Source organism: Paenibacillus sp. 1-8 (genome assembly GCF_056316205.1).
This window is the reverse complement of record NZ_CM149995.1, coordinates 5257950-5274862: the sequence shown is the minus strand read 5'-3', so window position 1 is coordinate 5274862 and position 16913 is coordinate 5257950. Positions and strand designations below refer to the sequence as shown.

Genomic DNA, 16913 nt, shown 5'->3' with positions numbered 1-16913 from the left:
CGTCTTCTTTATAGGAGAGGGGGTAAAAGGAAGCCGCTCAACAAACTGGAGTATCATCTCAGAACTGTCTTGCACTCACTTGAAGGTCGTACAGAGATCCATCCGAGTTGGATATGCGAACTTCATAATTTCCTGATAAACCGCTGGAAACCAGTTGTTCAAAGGTTCTTGTTTTTTGTTTACCAGCCGGAACGTCAGAAGTCCCAAAATCTTCACCATCAATAATTACATTCACATGGACTGTGGAGGTGCCATTGTTTTTAACGTATAAATTTAGATGTTTCCCGTTTTGAGGGGATAGTGTGAAAAAGTCTTGGAAGCCCCCATGTCCTCTACTACGAGCGGAAACTATGGTTTCAACACCAGGGGAGGGAGGATTAACTCCATTTTTGGCTACTGCTTTAAGCACTGGATTTGGAGAGGCTGAAACATGAGATTCGGCAGATTGGGACAATAGCAACATCGTTAAGGAAAGAAAAATGAATTTTTTCATAGTAATGACCCCTTCTTAATTGGATGGTTTACTGGTATTGCTATTGGGTTTCTATGTACATGTTTTTGGAAGTAGCTTAGATTGTTATGTTGTTCCTATTTAGCTGAAGATATTGTGGGACAGCAGATAGTAGGCGATGTTGTATTGTTACAACCGAATCAGCCTGTACCGAATGGAACACCCATCGGATAATCATGGATGGTTATTTTCAATCAAACATTCAATGATGAGGTGATAGAATGTTAAAAGCTCCACTTTTTGAAAATGATGTACCTGTAGTCCTTCCGCGCCCTTAATGGAGTGGAAGTGATTACTTCTCTCCGCTGGGGCATCTACCCCAACTTATATTCGGAGGGAAATAAAATGAAAAATAATACGTTAGGTGCTATATATTTGGCTTTAGCCGCCAGCATTTGGGGCGGAATGTACATTGTTGTTAAGGTAGTTGTAGCTGTAATTCCACCGCTGGAATTGGTCTGGATGAGATATGTTGTAGCAATCATTGCACTTTTGGTGATTGGTTTTATTAAGCGCCAATCATGGAAAGTTCATAAACGTGATTTATTGCTGCTAGTAGTGATCGGAGTCGTAGGGAATGCAATTTCCATTGTAACGCAAGAATATGGGACAATGCTATCTTCGGCGCAAATGGGAGCTATCATTACTTCTTCCACACCAGCCTTTATGGTTATTTTCGCCAGATGTCTACTTAAGGAACGGTTAACGTTAAAAAAAATCAGTTCAGTCGTTTTAGCTACAGTCGGTGTAACGTTGATCGTTGGGAATGCTCACGTAGACGAATCAAGCCAGCTTGGCGGTATAGCTCTACTTATTGCAGCTCTAACTTGGGCGCTCATGTCAGTGTTAATTAAACGCGTACCCGGACAGTATTCACCTCTTTTGGTCACGACCTATTCAATCTTGTTTGCCATCATCGTACTGACTCCTATGGTTGTAGGACAGTTGCCCCAAATTGACTTTTCCCAGTTGGCCAGACCAAAAATCTGGGGAGGAATTTTGTATTTGGGGATTATTTCAACCGCTTGTGCGTTCATTCTCTGGAATCGTGGTTTACAATTAATGAATGCTTCAAGCGGGGGGTTATTTTTCTTTTTTCAACCCTTGGTGGGAACCTTCTTAGGATGGATTCTACTGGGAGAACAAGTAGGTGGTACATTTTGGATCGGCGCGCTTTTCATTTTGATAGGTGTTTTATTGGTGATTAAAGAAAAAAAATAAAAGAGGATTGCTTGATACGACAAAAAAAACGGCTTCGGCCGTTTTTTTATTTCAGCCAATTATGGAAACTTTAAGTTACAGCGTTTGTCCGCTGTCCACCGTAATAATCTGGCCTGTCATGGCTTCCTGTTCCAAGGCAGAGCAAATCATGCTGGCGATATCTTCGGGCGTGGAAATGTGCTGTAGCAGCAAATGAGGAAACAATTGTTTCATTTGATCCTCCCTCCCCGCCCACCATCTAGTCGCTACCGCTCCCGGCACGATGCAATTGACGCGGATATCTGGTGCCAAGGCTCGTGCCAAAGATTTCGTTAACCCGTGAACGGCCGCTTTAGATACGGCATAAGGGAGTGAGGAACCTAGCCCCGTCTGTCCCGCTATACTTCCAAGATTAACGATGGCTCCTTGTTTACTACTCTTCATAAAAGGAGCTACGGCTCTGGCGCAGTAAAACATGCCTTTTACATTTACATTAAAAAGATCATCCCATACCTCTTCCGTGGCCGCCTCCAGATCATCCATAGGAATGTGATGTGTAATGCTGGCATTATTCACGAGTACATCAACCGTGCCGAATTGCTGAACAATCTGGTCCACCATATCTCGTACCTCTTTGTCTCGAGAAACATCTGCCTGTAACGCGATAGCACGTCCACCCTTTTCAAGTATCATTCTCACGGTTTCCTCTGCATCGTTTTTAGAGCGCGAATAGTTGACGACCACCGTAGCCTTTCGATCTGCCAGCGCCATACATACAGCTCTCCCGATTCCTGTACCCCCACCTGTAACCAATGCTACTTTTTGATGTAAATCCATATACAATCGCTCCTTATCCGTCCATTTGATTTTGCTTCTGAAAAAATAGATACCATCTGATATATATTATTGTAGAGGATGTAGTTGATTCTGTATAATTGAATTAAATGAACAGATCGTTCAATAAAAATGAATTCAGATCAGGAGTATGAGGATGGATATTAAAACACTCAAAACATTTCAAATGATCGTGAACTACGGCAGCTTTGTTCGTGCGGCGGAAGAGATGAATTATGCGCAATCTACAGTTACGATGCAAATGCAAAGGCTGGAGTCGGATATGGGAGTTCAACTGATTGAACGAGGCAAGAAAATAAAGTTAACTGAGGCGGGCAGGGTGTTTTATGAGCAAAGTCTGCACATTGTAAAGGATATGGAGCAATTGCAGAAGAACATGGAGGATCTGCAATGGGGCACCGCAGGCCATATTCGTTTAGGAGTGACCGAGCCGACCGCCAGCTACCGATTACCGGCGATTCTAAAGCGATTCTTATCCGATTATCCGAACATTCAGATCTCCATCGAGTTTGGAAATACCCCCACCTTGAGCGAGTGGATTCTCAAAGGGGATATTGATTTAGCGCTGTGTTCCGCACCAGATTTGGGCACTGAGCTATATTTTGAACCTTTATGTAAGGAGAATTTTGTGGTTTTGATGCCTGAACATCATCCGCTTGCCGAAAAAACAAGCATTGGGCCAGAGGATTTACAGGGACATCGGTTGCTAATTACGTCAGCCACCTGCCCCTATCGTCGCAAACTAGAAATGGTCATGAAGGAATATGGAATAACCACGTTAGATACCATGGAAATTGGCAGCATGACGGCTCTAAAGTTTTATGTGGAAAGCGGGTTGGGTATTGCCCTTGTGCCCCAAATTCTAGTGAATCCCGTTCCGGCAGGAACAACGACGAGGGAATTAAGTGGCAGCCTGATAGATATGACTTTCGGCATTCTCTGTAAAACAACAGAGTATCCGCTTAAGCTGGCAGGTTCAAAGCTTTATTCTGTGTTGAAGCAAGAGCTTAAGGGGGAAGCCTTTCAAAATAATCTGGACTGATGTTAACTACATAAGCCCCTCTTCCTTCATGCTAATGAACGTTTTGTCTCCTAATATGACATGATCCAGCAATTCGATACCGAGTAAAAGCCCTGCGTCTCGTAATCGGAGGGTTGTGCTTACATCTTCCGAGCTAGGAGCAGGTGTACCTGAAGGATGATTATGACAAGCAATGATAGATGCAGAGTTGGCAAGTACGGCGAGCTTATAAGTTTCTCTGGGGTGAACCAATAAGGGACATGCTTAGGTTTATCCATTTGTGATCTCCTTTGATACGTTATAAATATGTAATTTTTGGATTGTTATTTCGTAGCGTTTTGTGACCTCGGCATGTTCATTACCTCATTTAAGAGTAACCGAGGTAACCCAAAAGATTAACCCTCTATATATGTTGATTTACTACATTTTAACATCTATAGATAATAATATAGCAGTATTTGTGAATAATTTTTATTGGGGAACAGAATCAGGAGATGGCTCTACAGGTTTTGAAATCAGTATTAGAGTGGGAGAAACACAAAAATCAATAATTTACAGCAGAAAACCGACTGCCCTGGGCAATCGGTTCATTGTTTTATTTTTTGCTAACCGGAATCCATACCTCGCATCGGTAATCCTCAGCACGGGAATCCCCCATGGTATAAACTTCCAACTCGGGTCCGCCTGAATGCTCATAATTGCTGGCAGGGAACCATTCCTGAAAAATTCTTTGCCATACCTTTTGAATCGAATGAGGCAAAGGGCCGATAGATGTAAACACAGCCCAAGTTGCAGCCGGAATCGTTCTGGCATCCAATCCGTTGGAAGCGGCTACGTCCTCGGTGCCCTCTGCGGCAATCAGGTACGTGAATTTCTCCTCCCCATGCTTGAAATCCAAACAAATACCGAGGATATCCTCGCTTGTTCCCAAGGCTTGAATCCGATCCGATGTACCATCCGCGTTCAGCTCGTCCCAGAATTTCGGGATTTCCCGGAAATTTTCGCCGTCTTTCGTTGTGACTTGGATGGACTTTCCAATGACCGTAAAGGCCGCTTTCTCTACGATTTTATAATCCATATCCTGATCTCCCTTTAACGATAGATGGAAGGAAATGCGTGGAAAGGCTTTCAGGTTCACCCCAGGGCTTCTGGCCTCAGTGGGAGATATACCGTGTACCTTACGGAACGCTTTAGAAAAAGATTCGGGGGAATCATATCCGTATTTGAACGCTACATCCAAGACTTTGGTGGTAGAAAGACTCAATTCCTGTGCAGCCAAGGTCAATCGGCGTTTACGTATATATTCGGCTACCGTGACGCCGGTTAGCATATGAAACATACGTTGAAAATGAAAAGGAGACGAATAGGCTGCCTTTGCAATTTCGTCGATATCCAGCGGCTGCTGCATTCTTTCTTCCATCAGCTCAAGCGCGTTCTTGATCCGAAGTAACCATTCCAACCGCATCACCTTCCTTGGTTGTAATCATATCATTAGCAGTGTCCGTAATCCTGTCTTTACGTGCTCTTGTTGAACAGACTCTGTCGCCTAGTTTAATGGGACGCATACTCTGTTTCAAGTCGGAATTTCATATTGAAATTCTGGAGGAGACAATTAGCTTTTCCCCTTGTGTTCATAATTAAAATTTGGGACAATGAAAGAAGCGTTTGAATAGCGAAGACTGCTTAAACATGCTATGATGCAATGATGGTTGAGACGATTGATGAGTGCTTTGTTTTAAATAAATGGTTTGTATATAGAGGAAGACGAATTTTAACGTTTTGAAAAGAGGACCGAACATGAAAAAAGAATCCATTTATGGATTAACACTAGATCAGTTGACAGCATGGCTTATCGAGCATGGACATAAGAAATCCCGGGCGTTGCAGGTATGGGACGCACTTTACCGGAAACGGATTACCGATTTTGCTGCGATGACGGAGGTTCATGAAAATTGTACCCGCCTGTTGGCAGAACATTTTCCGATTGAAACATTGGAAGAGCATGTGAAGCAGCAGTCGGCGGATGGGACGGTCAAATTCTTGTTTCGTCTTCAGGATGGCAATCTGATTGAGACGGTATTGATGCGGCACAAGTTTGGGCTGTCTGTATGTGTGACAACGCAGGTGGGCTGTAACATCGGGTGCAGCTTTTGCGCGAGCGGGCTGTTGAAGAAGAGCCGGGACCTGTCCAGCGGTGAAATTGTAGAGCAGATTATGAAGGTGCAGTTGTTTCTGGATCAGGAACGTCCGGGCGACCGGGTCAGTCACGTCGTTGTGATGGGGATTGGTGAGCCGTTTGATAACTTCGTGAACCTGTCCGACTTTATCCGGGTCATTAAGGATCATAAAGGGCTGGCGATTGGTCCGCGTCATATTACGGTTTCTACGAGCGGACTTGCCGATAAAATTATTGAATTTGCCGATTCCGATCTGCATGTCAATCTGGCGATTTCCCTTCATGCGCCGAATAATGAGACTCGTACCCGCATTATGAAGATTAATCGGGCGATTCCGATTGAGAAGCTGATGCAGGCGATTGATTATTATTTGGACAAAACAAATCGCCGGATTACGCTGGAGTATATTTTGTTGAAGGATGTTAACGATACCAAGGAGCATGCGCTGGAGTTGGCTGAGTTGGTAGGCCACCGTCGCAATTTGGCAAATGTAAACCTGATTCCATACAATCCGGTGGATGAGCATAGCCAATACCAACGGAGTGAGTCGGAGTCGATTACTGGCTTCTATGATGTTCTGAAAAAACAAGGCATTAGCTGTAGTGTTCGGCTGGAGCATGGAGTCGACATTGACGCGGCTTGCGGACAGTTGCGCAGCAAGCAAATCCGTAAGGATGCAAAAGATAGTCGCAATCCGGAACGCGAAGCGATTAGTTAATACAGAAGCGTACTCTTCAACAGGAGTACGCTTTTTTATGCCTGGATTATTGAGGAAGGTTCTATAAATGTGAAAATAGTCACGTAATCATTGCTGTTTTTACGTTATAGTGAGTGGTTAGTGGAGGGGTTATATGACTAACATAGTTTCGAATGTGGCGCTCGTTCCGGGCATCTATGTGATGAAAGTAGAGGGGAACTTCAGAGGGGAAATGGGGCAGTTCTACATGCTGCGCAGCGGGATGAGTTACCCACTGCTACCCAGACCCATTAGCATTTATGATATCGGAGAAGAGAGCATTTCCTTTTTATACCGGGTTGTTGGAGAGGGGACAAGCCTGTTTTCCCAGCTACAGCCGGGGCAGGAGATTCAACTGGAGGGACCGTTCGGCAACGGCTTTCCTCAGGTAGAAGGCAGCTTGGCCTTAATTGGCGGTGGAATGGGGACGGCTCCATTGCTGCTGGCTGCGAAGCATTACCCCCATGCGCACGTTTATCTGGGGTTTGCGCAGCAAGCCTTCGGGGTTGAGGCATTCGAAGCTGTGGCGGCATCTGTGCAGGTCAAGGTAGGGGGAAGCATCGTCGAGCAGGTCGATCCGGCTCTCTATGCGAATATGTTTTCCTGCGGGCCGACTCCAATGTTACAAGCGCTCGCGATGAAAACAGCTGGCACGTCGTCCCGTTTATATATATCAACAGAAAGACACATGGCCTGTGGTATTGGCGCGTGTTTGGGCTGTACCATGCATACCCATGGAGGTAATAAGAGGGTGTGTAAGGAAGGGCCTGTATTCCCGGTAGAGGAGGTGGATTTTGATGATCTCCATGGCGTGTAATATTGCAGGCGTACCGTTCAAGAATCCGGTCATCATGGCATCCGGTACATTTGGGTTCGGGCGTGAGTATGCGGAATTTTACTCTCCTGAACTGTTGGGGGGCATCGTCGGCAAGGGATTAACCCTTCATCCGAAGGCTGGCAATACCGGATCACGAATACATGAAACAGCATCCGGTATGCTCAATAGTGTGGGACTGGAAAATCCGGGTGTGTCGGCCTTTTTGAAGGATGAGCTGGATGACATGACGCGCTGGAATACGGCTGTAATTGCTAATGTGGGTGGCTCCAATCTGGAGGAGTACGTTCAGGCCGTAGCCATGATTACGGAAAATGCGCAAAAACGGCGCACGATGAATCGCAGAGGCGTCGATATGCTCGAACTGAACATTTCCTGTCCCAACGTAAAGCAGGGCGGAATGCAATTTGGCATCCAGACGGAGGTGGCGCGGGACGTCGTGCGACAGGTGCGCAACGTAACGGCGCTTCCGCTGGTCGTCAAGCTGTCTCCAAATGCAGAGAACATCACGCAGATGGCGGTTATGTGCGAGGAAGAAGGCGCGGACGGTGTTTCACTGATCAATACATTTTCTGCGATGAAAATTGATATACGTCGGCGACGCAGTGTCTTCGCAAATACGTATGCAGGTCTTTCCGGCCCGGCGATCAAGCCGATTGCCTTGCGCATGGTTCATCAGGTGGCGCAGGCGGTATCCATTCCGGTGATCGGAATGGGCGGCATCAGCTCGGTGGAGGATATTATCGAATTTACGATGGCAGGAGCGGCTGCGATTCAGGTGGGGACGTACAATTTTGTCCACTTGCACGCAGGAGCTGAGCTGGTCTACGGTCTTGAACAATGGATGCATCGGGAAAAGGTGCAGTCATTGGATGAGATACGGGGAATTTTGTGAATTTGGAACCTTTTTGCATACACTAATTCATATAAAACCGGCTTGTCTTTTAAAGACAAGCCGGTTTTATTTATTTTACTGAAATAGCCAAGCTTCAACTATTTCAGATGGAGGCTACGTTTGTTGTCGTGGGGGTTTTTTAGAGCTTGCAGATTAAGGAGGAATTTGTCAAACAGTGTCGAATAACAAGGGATTAGAGGAGCAGAACATGCTTTCTTCCCAATGGAGAGCTTGAGAAAGAAGCTAGGTGATGGGGTTGCGGTTAAAAGGTAAGTCGAAACCGAGACGACAATTCAAAGTTTCGCTACAGTTCATGATTATTATTTTAGTTGTTTTAGTTATCATTATTTCCTTAATTATTTCCTTGCTTCTCATTCGTAATTTTGTGATTAACAAGCATTTTGATAATACGAAGGAAAAACTTTCGGGTATTGCCAAGGTGATTGCAAGTGATAGCGATGTTATTCGAAATGTCGAGCAGGGAGTTCCTGTGAAGCAGATTCAGGACTATTCGCTAAGAGTGATGAATGACGTTAATGTAGATTTTGTTGTCATTCTGAACCGCGATTTAATTCGGCTATCCCATCCGAATGCAACGATGATTGGCAAACCCTTCTCTGATTTGAATGATGCCAGAAGAACGCTGTCCGGTCAGGGGCATTTTTCTGAAAATATAGGTATTTTGGGCTCAGGCTACCGATATTTTGCGCCGATATTTAATAAACAGAATGAGGTCATTGGCATTGTATGTGTAGGACTGACCATGAGAACCCTGAATTATGATCTGATGCAGGCGCAGTATACTATTTTTGGAGGACTGATGCTTGGGCTCTTTAGTGGAGTTCTGGGTGCCATCTTCCTGGCTCAAAAGATCAAAACGATTTTATTTGGGCTTGAGCCGCAAGAGATAGCAGCACGATTACGTGAAAAAGAAATTATTGAAAATGAGGTCGCTGAAGGAATTATAGCCATTTCGGCAGACAAGAAAATTATGCTCATGAACAAAGAAGCTCAGGCCAAGTATCAACTGGCAAACCAGGACATGAAAGCCCCGATTGGCGAGCAGCTAGATACCAACTTTTATAACGTGCTCTTCAAGAGAGTGTTTGATGACAAGAAGAAGATCAAGGATCGCTCATTTTATGTGAATGGTATAGAAGTCATTGCGACAGTAACGCCTATATATATTGAAAATGAGTTTTTTGGGGCAGTTGCAACGCTGCGCGACCAATCCGAGATGATTCATCTTAGCAACCAGTTAAGTGGTACAAAATATTATATTAACTCTCTTCGCGGACAGACTCATGAGTTTATGAACAAAATGCACGTAATATCTGGGCTGATTGAGATGAGGCAATATGCGGAGGTCAGTCAGTATATTCAGCAGCTAAATCACCGGTATCAAAATGAGGTAGGCTTTCTGACCGAGAGAATTAAGGTTCCGGCATTAGCAGGTTTTATTATGGGTAAAATCAACGAAGCACGCGAACAGAATATTTCGGTTCTTATTGAAGAAAGCTCGAATGTCTCTAATGTGGAGATGCAGGACATTGTTCATGATGTCATACACATTCTGGGCAATTTTTTTGACAACGCCATAGACTCGATTTTACAAAAAAAACAACCTGGTAGAATTGAGTTGAAATTAAACTATGAGTCTGAGGGAAATGTATTCATTCTGAAAGTGAAAGATAATGGTATGGGGATTGATTTTGAAATGCAAAAAAGAATATTCGAGCATGGTTTCTCAACCAAAGGAGAAGATAGAGGCTACGGCTTGAATCTGGTTAAAACCATGGTGGAAAATCATCAAGGAATCATTGAGCTTGATAGCCAGCCGGGCCTGGGAACAAGTATATATGTAGAGTTGCCCTGTGCATTGGAGGTGACAAATAAATGAAGGTTCTGATTGTTGAGGATGATCCCATGGTTGCTGAGCTCAATCAACAGTTTATTGAGCGCATGGACAATTTAGACGTTGTATGTAAGGCGGATACTGTAAATAAAGCACAGGATTGTCTTCAAAAATGGACGCCGGATCTGGTATTGCTGGACGTTTATTTACCTGGAAAAAGCGGACTAACTTTATTATCACATATGCAGGAGCATCAGTATCATGCGTCGGTTATTTTAATTACGGCTGCAAAAGACATTCAAACGGTGAAGGAAGCTGTTTTTTATGGAGTTGCAGACTATTTAATTAAACCCTTTACATTCGAACGCTTTAAGCTGGCTGTTGAGAAAATCCAGCGTCTGGCCACGGTGATGGAGGAAGGGAACGGAATTAATCAAGCAGTCATTGATCATTATTTTAATAAAGATGAGCATATGGATATGGAGAAGAAAGAACCTTCTGAAAACCTAACCAAGAATCTTCCCAAAAATCTATCCAAAAACCTGTCCAAACTGACCATGACCACGATACTGAAGAGCATCCAAGAGCTGGACGGTCCATTCTCGGTTGAAACGTTAGCCAGAGAAGTGGACTTGTCCCGTATTACGGTGAAAAAATATATTCAGTTCCTGGTGGACGATGGCTTCTTGATTGAATCGATAGAATACCACAAGGTTGGAAGGCCGCTAATGCTCTATCAGTTGAACCCTGATGTAAAAGAACCGCCATTTCCATTGTAATCTGGAAATAGCGGTTCTTTTTTTGTCCAACAATAGTGCCGAGCTTTCTAATTATTTCATAGAAAGAACAGGGAGCGGGACCAGATTGTCCGAAGATTGGGTTGTAAGTATATCATGGAAGTTGTCGTAGCTGGTTTCAATCATGTTGGATAACGCCGTAACGGTATTCGAGCCAGCATGAGGCGTCACCAAAACTCTTGGATACAGCTCCACAAGCTTCTGGACCGTTGGATCCGGGAGCATTTGCCATGGATCAAATGCTCTGAAAAATAATTCATCTTCTTTAGGGAAGACATCCGTAGCGAAGCCTTCCAGATGGTTACTGAGCAATGCGTCCAAAATGGCTTGGTTATCTTGTAATTCTCCACGAGAAGTATTGATTAGAATAGATCCCTTTTTCATTTTTGCTAAAAAGCTGGCGTTAATCATCTTGTCGTTCTGTCCCGGCAGATAAGGAACATGCACACTGACGATATCACTCTCTGCCAATAGCTCATCTAAAGTTGTGAATGGAATGACTTCCTTGGCTGCGTCAGATTGGTACACATCATAGCCAATAACAGAAGCTCCCAATCCTTTAAACAATTTGGCTTCCGTCAGACCAATGCGACCGACCCCGATAACCCCAACTTTACAGTTATGGATCTCTTTGCTGAATGTATGCTCATCCACAATAAAATTTTTGAACGAGCTTTTGGTAGTCATATAAGCGGTGTGTCGGAACAGCATCATTGCTAAAGTTAGGGAGAGCTCGGCGATGGCATTCGGAGAGTAGGATGGCACGCGTGCCACCTTCATTCCGAATTCGCTGCAGGCATCCAAATCAATGTGGTTGATTCCGACCGTTCTGGTGAAAACATATTGAATGCCGTATTCCTTGAATTTCGTGAGATTCTCTCGATTCGCAGCGCAGTTTCCTCTTAACAAAACGGCATCATGATGCTGTGCCAATTCCGCGTTGCCGGAAGTTAGCAGATCTTCTACCAGCGTTAGTTGAAAGTTATATTTATTGAGGTCATGGAAATATGGTTTCTCATAAGAACGGACGCCGTAGCAAATTATTTTTAACATGTTGTTTTCCCCCTAATTTAGAAAATGCCAATTTTATCAATGATATTTAGCGTAATAATCCAAACTGGAATCATGACGACAGAAGTTATAGTTGATAGAAGCGATGCATTGGAAGTCAATATGGCTTCCTTATCGAAACTGATGGCATAGGCTGCGGCTACGGTAGCTGTAGGAGTAGCCATCATAATGACAATAGTAGATAAAGCGACAGTATCGACCGACAGAATATGGGATACAGTTAACAAAGCCAGCAAAACGATGTTAACAATGGGTACAAGCCAAACCTTAACTATGCTGTAATACCAAGAGGTCTTGTCAGTAGCTGCCGACTTGAAGCTGATCTCACCCAATGTAGAGCCAATCGATAACCAGGCTAATGGTGAAGCTAGCCCAGCAAGGTAGGTCATGGGCTTGAACAACCAGACAGCGGTTTGATCAATTCTTAGAAAAGCGAATTGCTGAATGGCCCCATCCTCTGTAGCTACGCTCATCTGTGGCAAATAACCCTGAAACAACCAAACAAACAAGCCTAGAAAAGTGGCGATAACGATCGGATTTAAAAACATGGTTTTGAGATTTTTAAGCTCCATTTTTAAGCCGCTCATTTTGATATAGCCATAGGAGTATAAGAAAATGCGGTAGCCTATGTTAAAAATGGAACTGTACATAACTCCGGTAGGACCGTAGATTGCCGCAACAATTGGAATTCCGAAAAAAGTAGTAGAACCGAAAATGGTTAATACCCGCAGAACATCCTGTTTATCTTTCTTGTAGCTCAGGAAGAAAGGTTTTGAAATAAAAATGAGAATAATATAAATTAAAATTCCCCATATTAAAACATTCATGCCTTGCTTTAATATTGTAGGATTAATATCCTGCATGAAAGAGTTAAAGGCTAGCGCTGGTAAAGCCACGGTTAAAACAACCTTGGACAGCAGCTTTCCTACTTGTGCTGTAAAAATTCCCTTCTTGCGGCAAAAGAAACCAAGAAGGATAATAAAAACGGTGGAAGCGATGGAACTGAGAATATTATTATCTGTTAAGGTCGATGTAATCATTTGTAGTAAAGACATAGATAAAACCCTCTCTTGTACCTTTTTTCACAAAAGTGACTATGCAATTCCCTGATCTTTTGGCCAAAGTGGTTGGTTTGCACCTTTATAGTAAAATGACTTTGTGAAGAAAAGAACAATATCTAATTAATTTAACTTATGAAACTAATTTAAAAAATTTATACGTTACATCAGATGGGCAAATGAGAGGTACTCATCAACATACATGCTATAATATAAATCATTAAACCCAACTTAATTAGTGGGTTAAATAGAAAAGACGAGCAGGAGGGTCCACATGAATCCGATACAACATATACTGGACGAATTTCCGGTGATCGTGCTGGACGGCGCAATGGCGACCGAGTTGGAGCGTCATGGACATGATCTGAACGATAGCTTATGGTCGGCTAAAATACTCCATGAGCACCCGGAGTCGATCAAGCGTGTGCATAGAGACTATTTTGAAGCGGGTGCAGACTGCGCAATCACTGCGAGCTACCAGGCTACCTTTGAAGGCTACGTCAAACGGGGTTTAAGCGAAAATGAAGCGCTGGAGTTGATTCAGTCCTCAGTACGGATTGCCGTACAGGCACGGGATGAATTTTGGGCAGACATTACGGCTGGTGCAAAACAACAGCATCGTCCCAAACCGCTGGTTGCGGCCTCCGTTGGCCCCTACGGCGCGTTTTTGGCGGATGGCTCAGAATATCGCGGTGATTATACGCTGAGCGAGGAACAGCTTGTGGAGTTCCACAGGCCGCGTATGAAAGCGCTGATCGAGGCGGGCGCGGACATTTTGGCCTGTGAAACAATACCATGTCTGGTCGAAGCCAAGGCCATCGCGCGATTGCTAAAGGAATTTCCCGGCACGTATGCCTGGATCAGCTTTAGTGCAAAGGATGGGCAGCACATCAGCAATGGGGAGTCTGCCGCCGCGTGCGCTGAATGGCTGGATGAACATGAGCAAGTGGCTGCTGTAGGTATTAATTGTACTTTGCCGCAGTACATTCCATCGCTCATCCACGAAATGCGCAGTTATACGGATAAGCCTGTGGTGGTGTATCCCAATCTGGGGGAGGAATATGACCCGGTTACCAAGACATGGCACGGTACGAGTTGTACAGAGACGTTCGGGCAAAGTGCTCGCCAATGGTATGAAGCAGGAGCCCGTCTGATTGGAGGTTGTTGCCGGACTCAGCCGGAGGATATCCAGGGGATTGTGGCATGGTCGAGAGACGCATAGGCGGGGCTGAACGAAGGATGAAGAAGGCAATTCATAAGGGGCGTTCTTCCACTGTACTATAAAAGTAAACAGGCTGAACCAAGTGACTCTCCAGTAATGGAGGGCGTGGTTCAGCCTGTTTTTGTAATGACAAATAGTCTTTGTATCATGCAGGAGTGACGTACAACAGCGTGACAGCATCCCACTTGATACACGATCTCCACGTTCTCCGGTTAGCTGTCTGACAGCCGTTCTAGCAACGCATCCCCGTTCTGGCTTACCCGAATGTAGGCATAATGAGCGTTCTGTTCAACATTACGTCCGGTTCCCTCGGGGATGAAATAATTCTCAATACCGTACTGAATACGTGAACCATCCCATTGCCCATTCAGAATGACCTCATGATCAGCCAGCTTTTCGCCCTCCTGATACAGGCGGTCAGCGATGTATACTCCCTGGGAGCCAGGCGTGAGAACGACTTTAACCTTGCCCCGGTTCCAATGGTCCTGCGAAAAAGGGGTAGAGATATCGTAATTCAGCATGACATAATCGCCTTGTAACAGGGAGCGCGGGTCTACAGGGGCTAGTTTGAGCTTGATGGAAGCGCCTGTGGCAAGCAGGGTTTCACTTCTCACAGTCTGATAGCCGATTACCCCGAGCTGTAGCACGATGACTATGGCAATCAGGAGCGGACTTAAGCGCATGAAGCTAAAGCTGCGGTGGCCGGCATCAATCGCTGTCTTGCCGCTATGGGCCATCCGCCGATCCGCCCACCACGTAATTCCGAGTGCAATGACACCCAGCAGCGCCAGCGTAAAGGACTTATACAGTAGCGTCCACAACAAATCATAGTATTTGAAGCCAATAAAAATAAACCAGAACGCTACGCTTGTGATGGCCGCCGATTTTTGTTTTAGTCGGATGAAGGCAAAGACCATACCTGTAACGATAACAAAATAAAAAATGTTAATGAACATATAAGAGTGTGGGATGACATCCTCGAAAAAGGTCGCCCATAACATAAACAGCAAGCTGAAGAATAATGAGCTATCCCGGAGGTGTTCTTTTAACTCCGTCTTGAGTATAAAGTAGCTTATCCCATATAACACAGCATTGGCGATGAAAAGAGAGAAGATGATGAACTCATAGGTCCAGTTCCAAGAATCCCACTCCTGAAGCTGCTGAAAAAGAATGGTCGCCAGATTCAGGTTTACAAAGGTATAGGTAAAAAAGAGCTGCCTTTTCCCCTTGGAGCGAAACCATCCGGCGATGGAAACGATCAGAAATAATACCGAAAGCAACGTCATATCTGACCATAAAATGGCTACCCAGCCTGTAATATAACTGATCGTCAACAGGGTATAACGTATTACAGAATCCAGCTTGGATTCCGGAATGACAATCATCGAAATCATAAGCAGCAACGCCACACCCAACAGTACATATTCGGTGTGGTTTACATTCGTGCTAATGTTAATCAGTCCGATCAGGGATATACTTCCAATCAGCACTCCAACCACTTTGATCACGCGGGATACGGTTTTGCTGATCCATTCACTGCTACGTTCCTCGGTAACGGTTGTCTCAGTCTTTGATGTACTGATGCCCGTTGTCTCCGTATCGGATTTTGCGCTGTCCCCTTTGTCCTCGTTGGATATTTCCTCAGCTTCCGGCGGTGTTTTCCCCAAACGATTCAAATAACGGAAAAACCATACATTACCCGTCAACAGCAGCGCCACAAAAATCAACCCAAAGACAAAGAACAGCGATGAAGAGTACGCCTCCGCCAGCTCGATAAATTTAAAGACAGCAAAAGCGGAGGTCGCCAATGCATTCAAGGTGAGCAGCGTTTTACTCAGTCGGACCTTGGTAAACACATAAAATCCAATAGCGATTACAGCGATACAGGGTATGTTCATAATGAGACCATATTCATCCAATGCAAAAGAGTTAGTCATCGTCAGCACGGCTATATGGAAAACGATAAAGCTCATATATTTCAGTGGTCCAGAATGTATACGATGAAGGAACGTCAATAGAAACAACACCAGATTGACCAGTGCGAACACACCGGCAATGGACAACGATTCCAGTTCGCTATAAGACGCACTTTGCATCGTAGGGTAAAAATAAAGCCACAAACCGAGATGAATCAGTACATAAGACAGCATATAAAAAGGATTGTAGCGGGTGATCCAGCTAAGTAACAGAGCCGGAATCGACCAAATTAAAAACAATCCGTAGCTGTCCGCATGGGAATTGTAAATTTGACCGAGCAGCGCCACGGAAACGCCAAAGGCTATACAGCCAGCCACCAGAAATATATTCGACAGAAAGGCTTGCTGACCGGGAATAGCGCGTATACGTGCAAATACAAAGGACAAGCCATAGAACAGCACAATAAGCGCAGCAGCCAGCACAATTTTGACCGTCCGATCCAGTCCGCCCCAATTGGAGGCGAAAAAATAAATAATCGCGGCCAGTACCAGTGAGATGCCCAGCAAATAGCCCGTACGTATCGCATTGAATCGCAGCATTCGTTTCACGTACCTTTCCTGTTGGTTTGATGCCTATTATAACGTTGAAAGGTCTGAGAACCAAGCAGGAATTAGGATCAGGTCATAAAAAAAGGAGAGCCACCGATGGAATATCTTATTTAGGCTATATTGGATTTTTCATGGATATCCCCCCGGAATATTTA

At 44.6% G+C, this 16913-nt stretch carries 14 protein-coding genes and 1 pseudogene; 8 read left to right on the top strand and 7 right to left on the bottom strand.

The genetic code is table 11. The annotated features are described in order from the left end of the window. Positions 1-58 precede the first annotated feature (58 nt). Positions 59-493: a hypothetical protein gene (locus AC0WRU_RS24305; RefSeq protein ID WP_476126640.1), complete on the bottom strand. Its 435-nt coding sequence runs from the start codon at positions 491-493 to the stop codon at positions 59-61. A gap of 363 nt (positions 494-856) precedes the next feature. On the opposite strand from AC0WRU_RS24305, the gene AC0WRU_RS24300 reads away from it, so the two are divergent. After that, entirely contained in the window at positions 857-1732 is an 876-nt protein-coding gene (locus AC0WRU_RS24300) for a DMT family transporter (protein WP_025686223.1), read from the top strand. Positions 1733-1807: 75 nt separating this feature from the next. Here AC0WRU_RS24300 and AC0WRU_RS24295 read toward each other — a convergent pair whose 3' ends face one another. After that, a complete protein-coding gene (locus tag AC0WRU_RS24295; protein ID WP_476126639.1) occupies positions 1808-2548 on the bottom strand; it encodes an SDR family NAD(P)-dependent oxidoreductase in 741 nt (246 codons plus the stop codon). Between the two features lie 154 nt (positions 2549-2702). Here AC0WRU_RS24295 and AC0WRU_RS24290 point away from each other — a divergent pair, with 154 nt between their 5' ends. Continuing rightward, positions 2703-3608, top strand: a complete 906-nt coding sequence (locus AC0WRU_RS24290) for a LysR family transcriptional regulator (protein ID WP_476126638.1) — start codon at positions 2703-2705, stop codon at positions 3606-3608. Between the two features lie 6 nt (positions 3609-3614). Here AC0WRU_RS24290 and AC0WRU_RS24285 read toward each other — a convergent pair. Together AC0WRU_RS24285 and AC0WRU_RS24280 are read right to left on the bottom strand one after the other, a co-directional pair. Further along, positions 3615-3839: pseudogene (locus AC0WRU_RS24285) on the bottom strand (JAB domain-containing protein); the annotation flags it as partial. Between the two features lie 343 nt (positions 3840-4182). Continuing rightward, positions 4183-5052, bottom strand: coding sequence for an AraC family transcriptional regulator (locus AC0WRU_RS24280; RefSeq protein ID WP_476126637.1), 870 nt, complete (start codon positions 5050-5052; stop codon positions 4183-4185). A 332-nt stretch (positions 5053-5384) separates the two neighbouring features. Here AC0WRU_RS24280 and rlmN point away from each other — a divergent pair, with 332 nt between their 5' ends. The 5 genes from rlmN to AC0WRU_RS24255 all read left to right on the top strand — a co-directional run bounded on the left by rlmN (position 5385) and on the right by AC0WRU_RS24255 (position 10864). Next, complete coding sequence (rlmN, locus tag AC0WRU_RS24275) at positions 5385-6482, top strand: dual-specificity RNA methyltransferase RlmN (protein WP_476126636.1); 1098 nt, start codon at positions 5385-5387, stop codon at positions 6480-6482. Between the two features lie 133 nt (positions 6483-6615). Beyond that, positions 6616-7317, top strand: a complete 702-nt coding sequence (locus AC0WRU_RS24270; protein WP_476126635.1) for a dihydroorotate dehydrogenase electron transfer subunit — start codon at positions 6616-6618, stop codon at positions 7315-7317. Continuing rightward, on the top strand, positions 7298-8230 hold the full coding sequence (locus AC0WRU_RS24265) for a dihydroorotate dehydrogenase (protein ID WP_476128711.1): 933 nt from the start codon (positions 7298-7300) through the stop codon (positions 8228-8230). The genes AC0WRU_RS24270 and AC0WRU_RS24265 overlap by 20 nt, the downstream gene beginning before the upstream one ends. 250 nt (positions 8231-8480) lie before the next feature. Next, complete coding sequence (locus tag AC0WRU_RS24260; protein WP_476126634.1) at positions 8481-10130, top strand: ATP-binding protein; 1650 nt, start codon at positions 8481-8483, stop codon at positions 10128-10130. Beyond that, positions 10127-10864 (top strand): response regulator, encoded by a 738-nt coding sequence (locus AC0WRU_RS24255; RefSeq protein WP_476126633.1) that lies wholly within the window; start codon positions 10127-10129, stop codon positions 10862-10864. Before AC0WRU_RS24260 ends, AC0WRU_RS24255 begins: the two co-directional genes overlap by 4 nt. Before the next feature lie 51 nt (positions 10865-10915). Here the strand turns inward: AC0WRU_RS24255 and AC0WRU_RS24250 are convergent, their stop codons facing one another. Further along, positions 10916-11935 carry a 2-hydroxyacid dehydrogenase gene (locus tag AC0WRU_RS24250; protein ID WP_476126632.1) on the bottom strand — a complete coding sequence of 340 codons (1020 nt, stop codon included), beginning with the start codon at positions 11933-11935 and terminating at the stop codon, positions 10916-10918. A gap of 17 nt (positions 11936-11952) precedes the next feature. Beyond that, positions 11953-13008 (bottom strand): AEC family transporter, encoded by a 1056-nt coding sequence (locus tag AC0WRU_RS24245; protein WP_476126631.1) that lies wholly within the window; start codon positions 13006-13008, stop codon positions 11953-11955. Positions 13009-13285: 277 nt separating this feature from the next. On the opposite strand from AC0WRU_RS24245, the gene mmuM reads away from it, so the two are divergent. Next, positions 13286-14233: a homocysteine S-methyltransferase gene (mmuM, locus tag AC0WRU_RS24240; protein WP_476126630.1), complete on the top strand. Its 948-nt coding sequence runs from the start codon at positions 13286-13288 to the stop codon at positions 14231-14233. Between the two features lie 212 nt (positions 14234-14445). Here mmuM and AC0WRU_RS24235 read toward each other — a convergent pair whose 3' ends face one another. After that, a complete protein-coding gene (locus AC0WRU_RS24235) occupies positions 14446-16749 on the bottom strand; it encodes a GDYXXLXY domain-containing protein (protein WP_476128709.1) in 2304 nt (767 codons plus the stop codon). Positions 16750-16913: the final 164 nt, after the last annotated feature.

Coding starts and splice junctions, on each gene's coding strand:
- AC0WRU_RS24305 (WP_476126640.1), bottom strand. CDS start 493: ATGAAAAAATTCATTTTTCTTTCCTTAACGATGTTGCTATTGTCCCAA.
- AC0WRU_RS24300 (WP_025686223.1), top strand. CDS start 857: ATGAAAAATAATACGTTAGGTGCTATATATTTGGCTTTAGCCGCCAGC.
- AC0WRU_RS24295 (WP_476126639.1), bottom strand. CDS start 2,548: ATGGATTTACATCAAAAAGTAGCATTGGTTACAGGTGGGGGTACAGGA.
- AC0WRU_RS24290 (WP_476126638.1), top strand. CDS start 2,703: ATGGATATTAAAACACTCAAAACATTTCAAATGATCGTGAACTACGGC.
- AC0WRU_RS24280 (WP_476126637.1), bottom strand. CDS start 5,052: ATGCGGTTGGAATGGTTACTTCGGATCAAGAACGCGCTTGAGCTGATG.
- rlmN (WP_476126636.1), top strand. CDS start 5,385: ATGAAAAAAGAATCCATTTATGGATTAACACTAGATCAGTTGACAGCA.
- AC0WRU_RS24270 (WP_476126635.1), top strand. CDS start 6,616: ATGACTAACATAGTTTCGAATGTGGCGCTCGTTCCGGGCATCTATGTG.
- AC0WRU_RS24265 (WP_476128711.1), top strand. CDS start 7,298: ATGATCTCCATGGCGTGTAATATTGCAGGCGTACCGTTCAAGAATCCG.
- AC0WRU_RS24260 (WP_476126634.1), top strand. CDS start 8,481: ATGGGGTTGCGGTTAAAAGGTAAGTCGAAACCGAGACGACAATTCAAA.
- AC0WRU_RS24255 (WP_476126633.1), top strand. CDS start 10,127: ATGAAGGTTCTGATTGTTGAGGATGATCCCATGGTTGCTGAGCTCAAT.
- AC0WRU_RS24250 (WP_476126632.1), bottom strand. CDS start 11,935: ATGTTAAAAATAATTTGCTACGGCGTCCGTTCTTATGAGAAACCATAT.
- AC0WRU_RS24245 (WP_476126631.1), bottom strand. CDS start 13,008: ATGTCTTTACTACAAATGATTACATCGACCTTAACAGATAATAATATT.
- mmuM (WP_476126630.1), top strand. CDS start 13,286: ATGAATCCGATACAACATATACTGGACGAATTTCCGGTGATCGTGCTG.
- AC0WRU_RS24235 (WP_476128709.1), bottom strand. CDS start 16,749: ATGCTGCGATTCAATGCGATACGTACGGGCTATTTGCTGGGCATCTCA.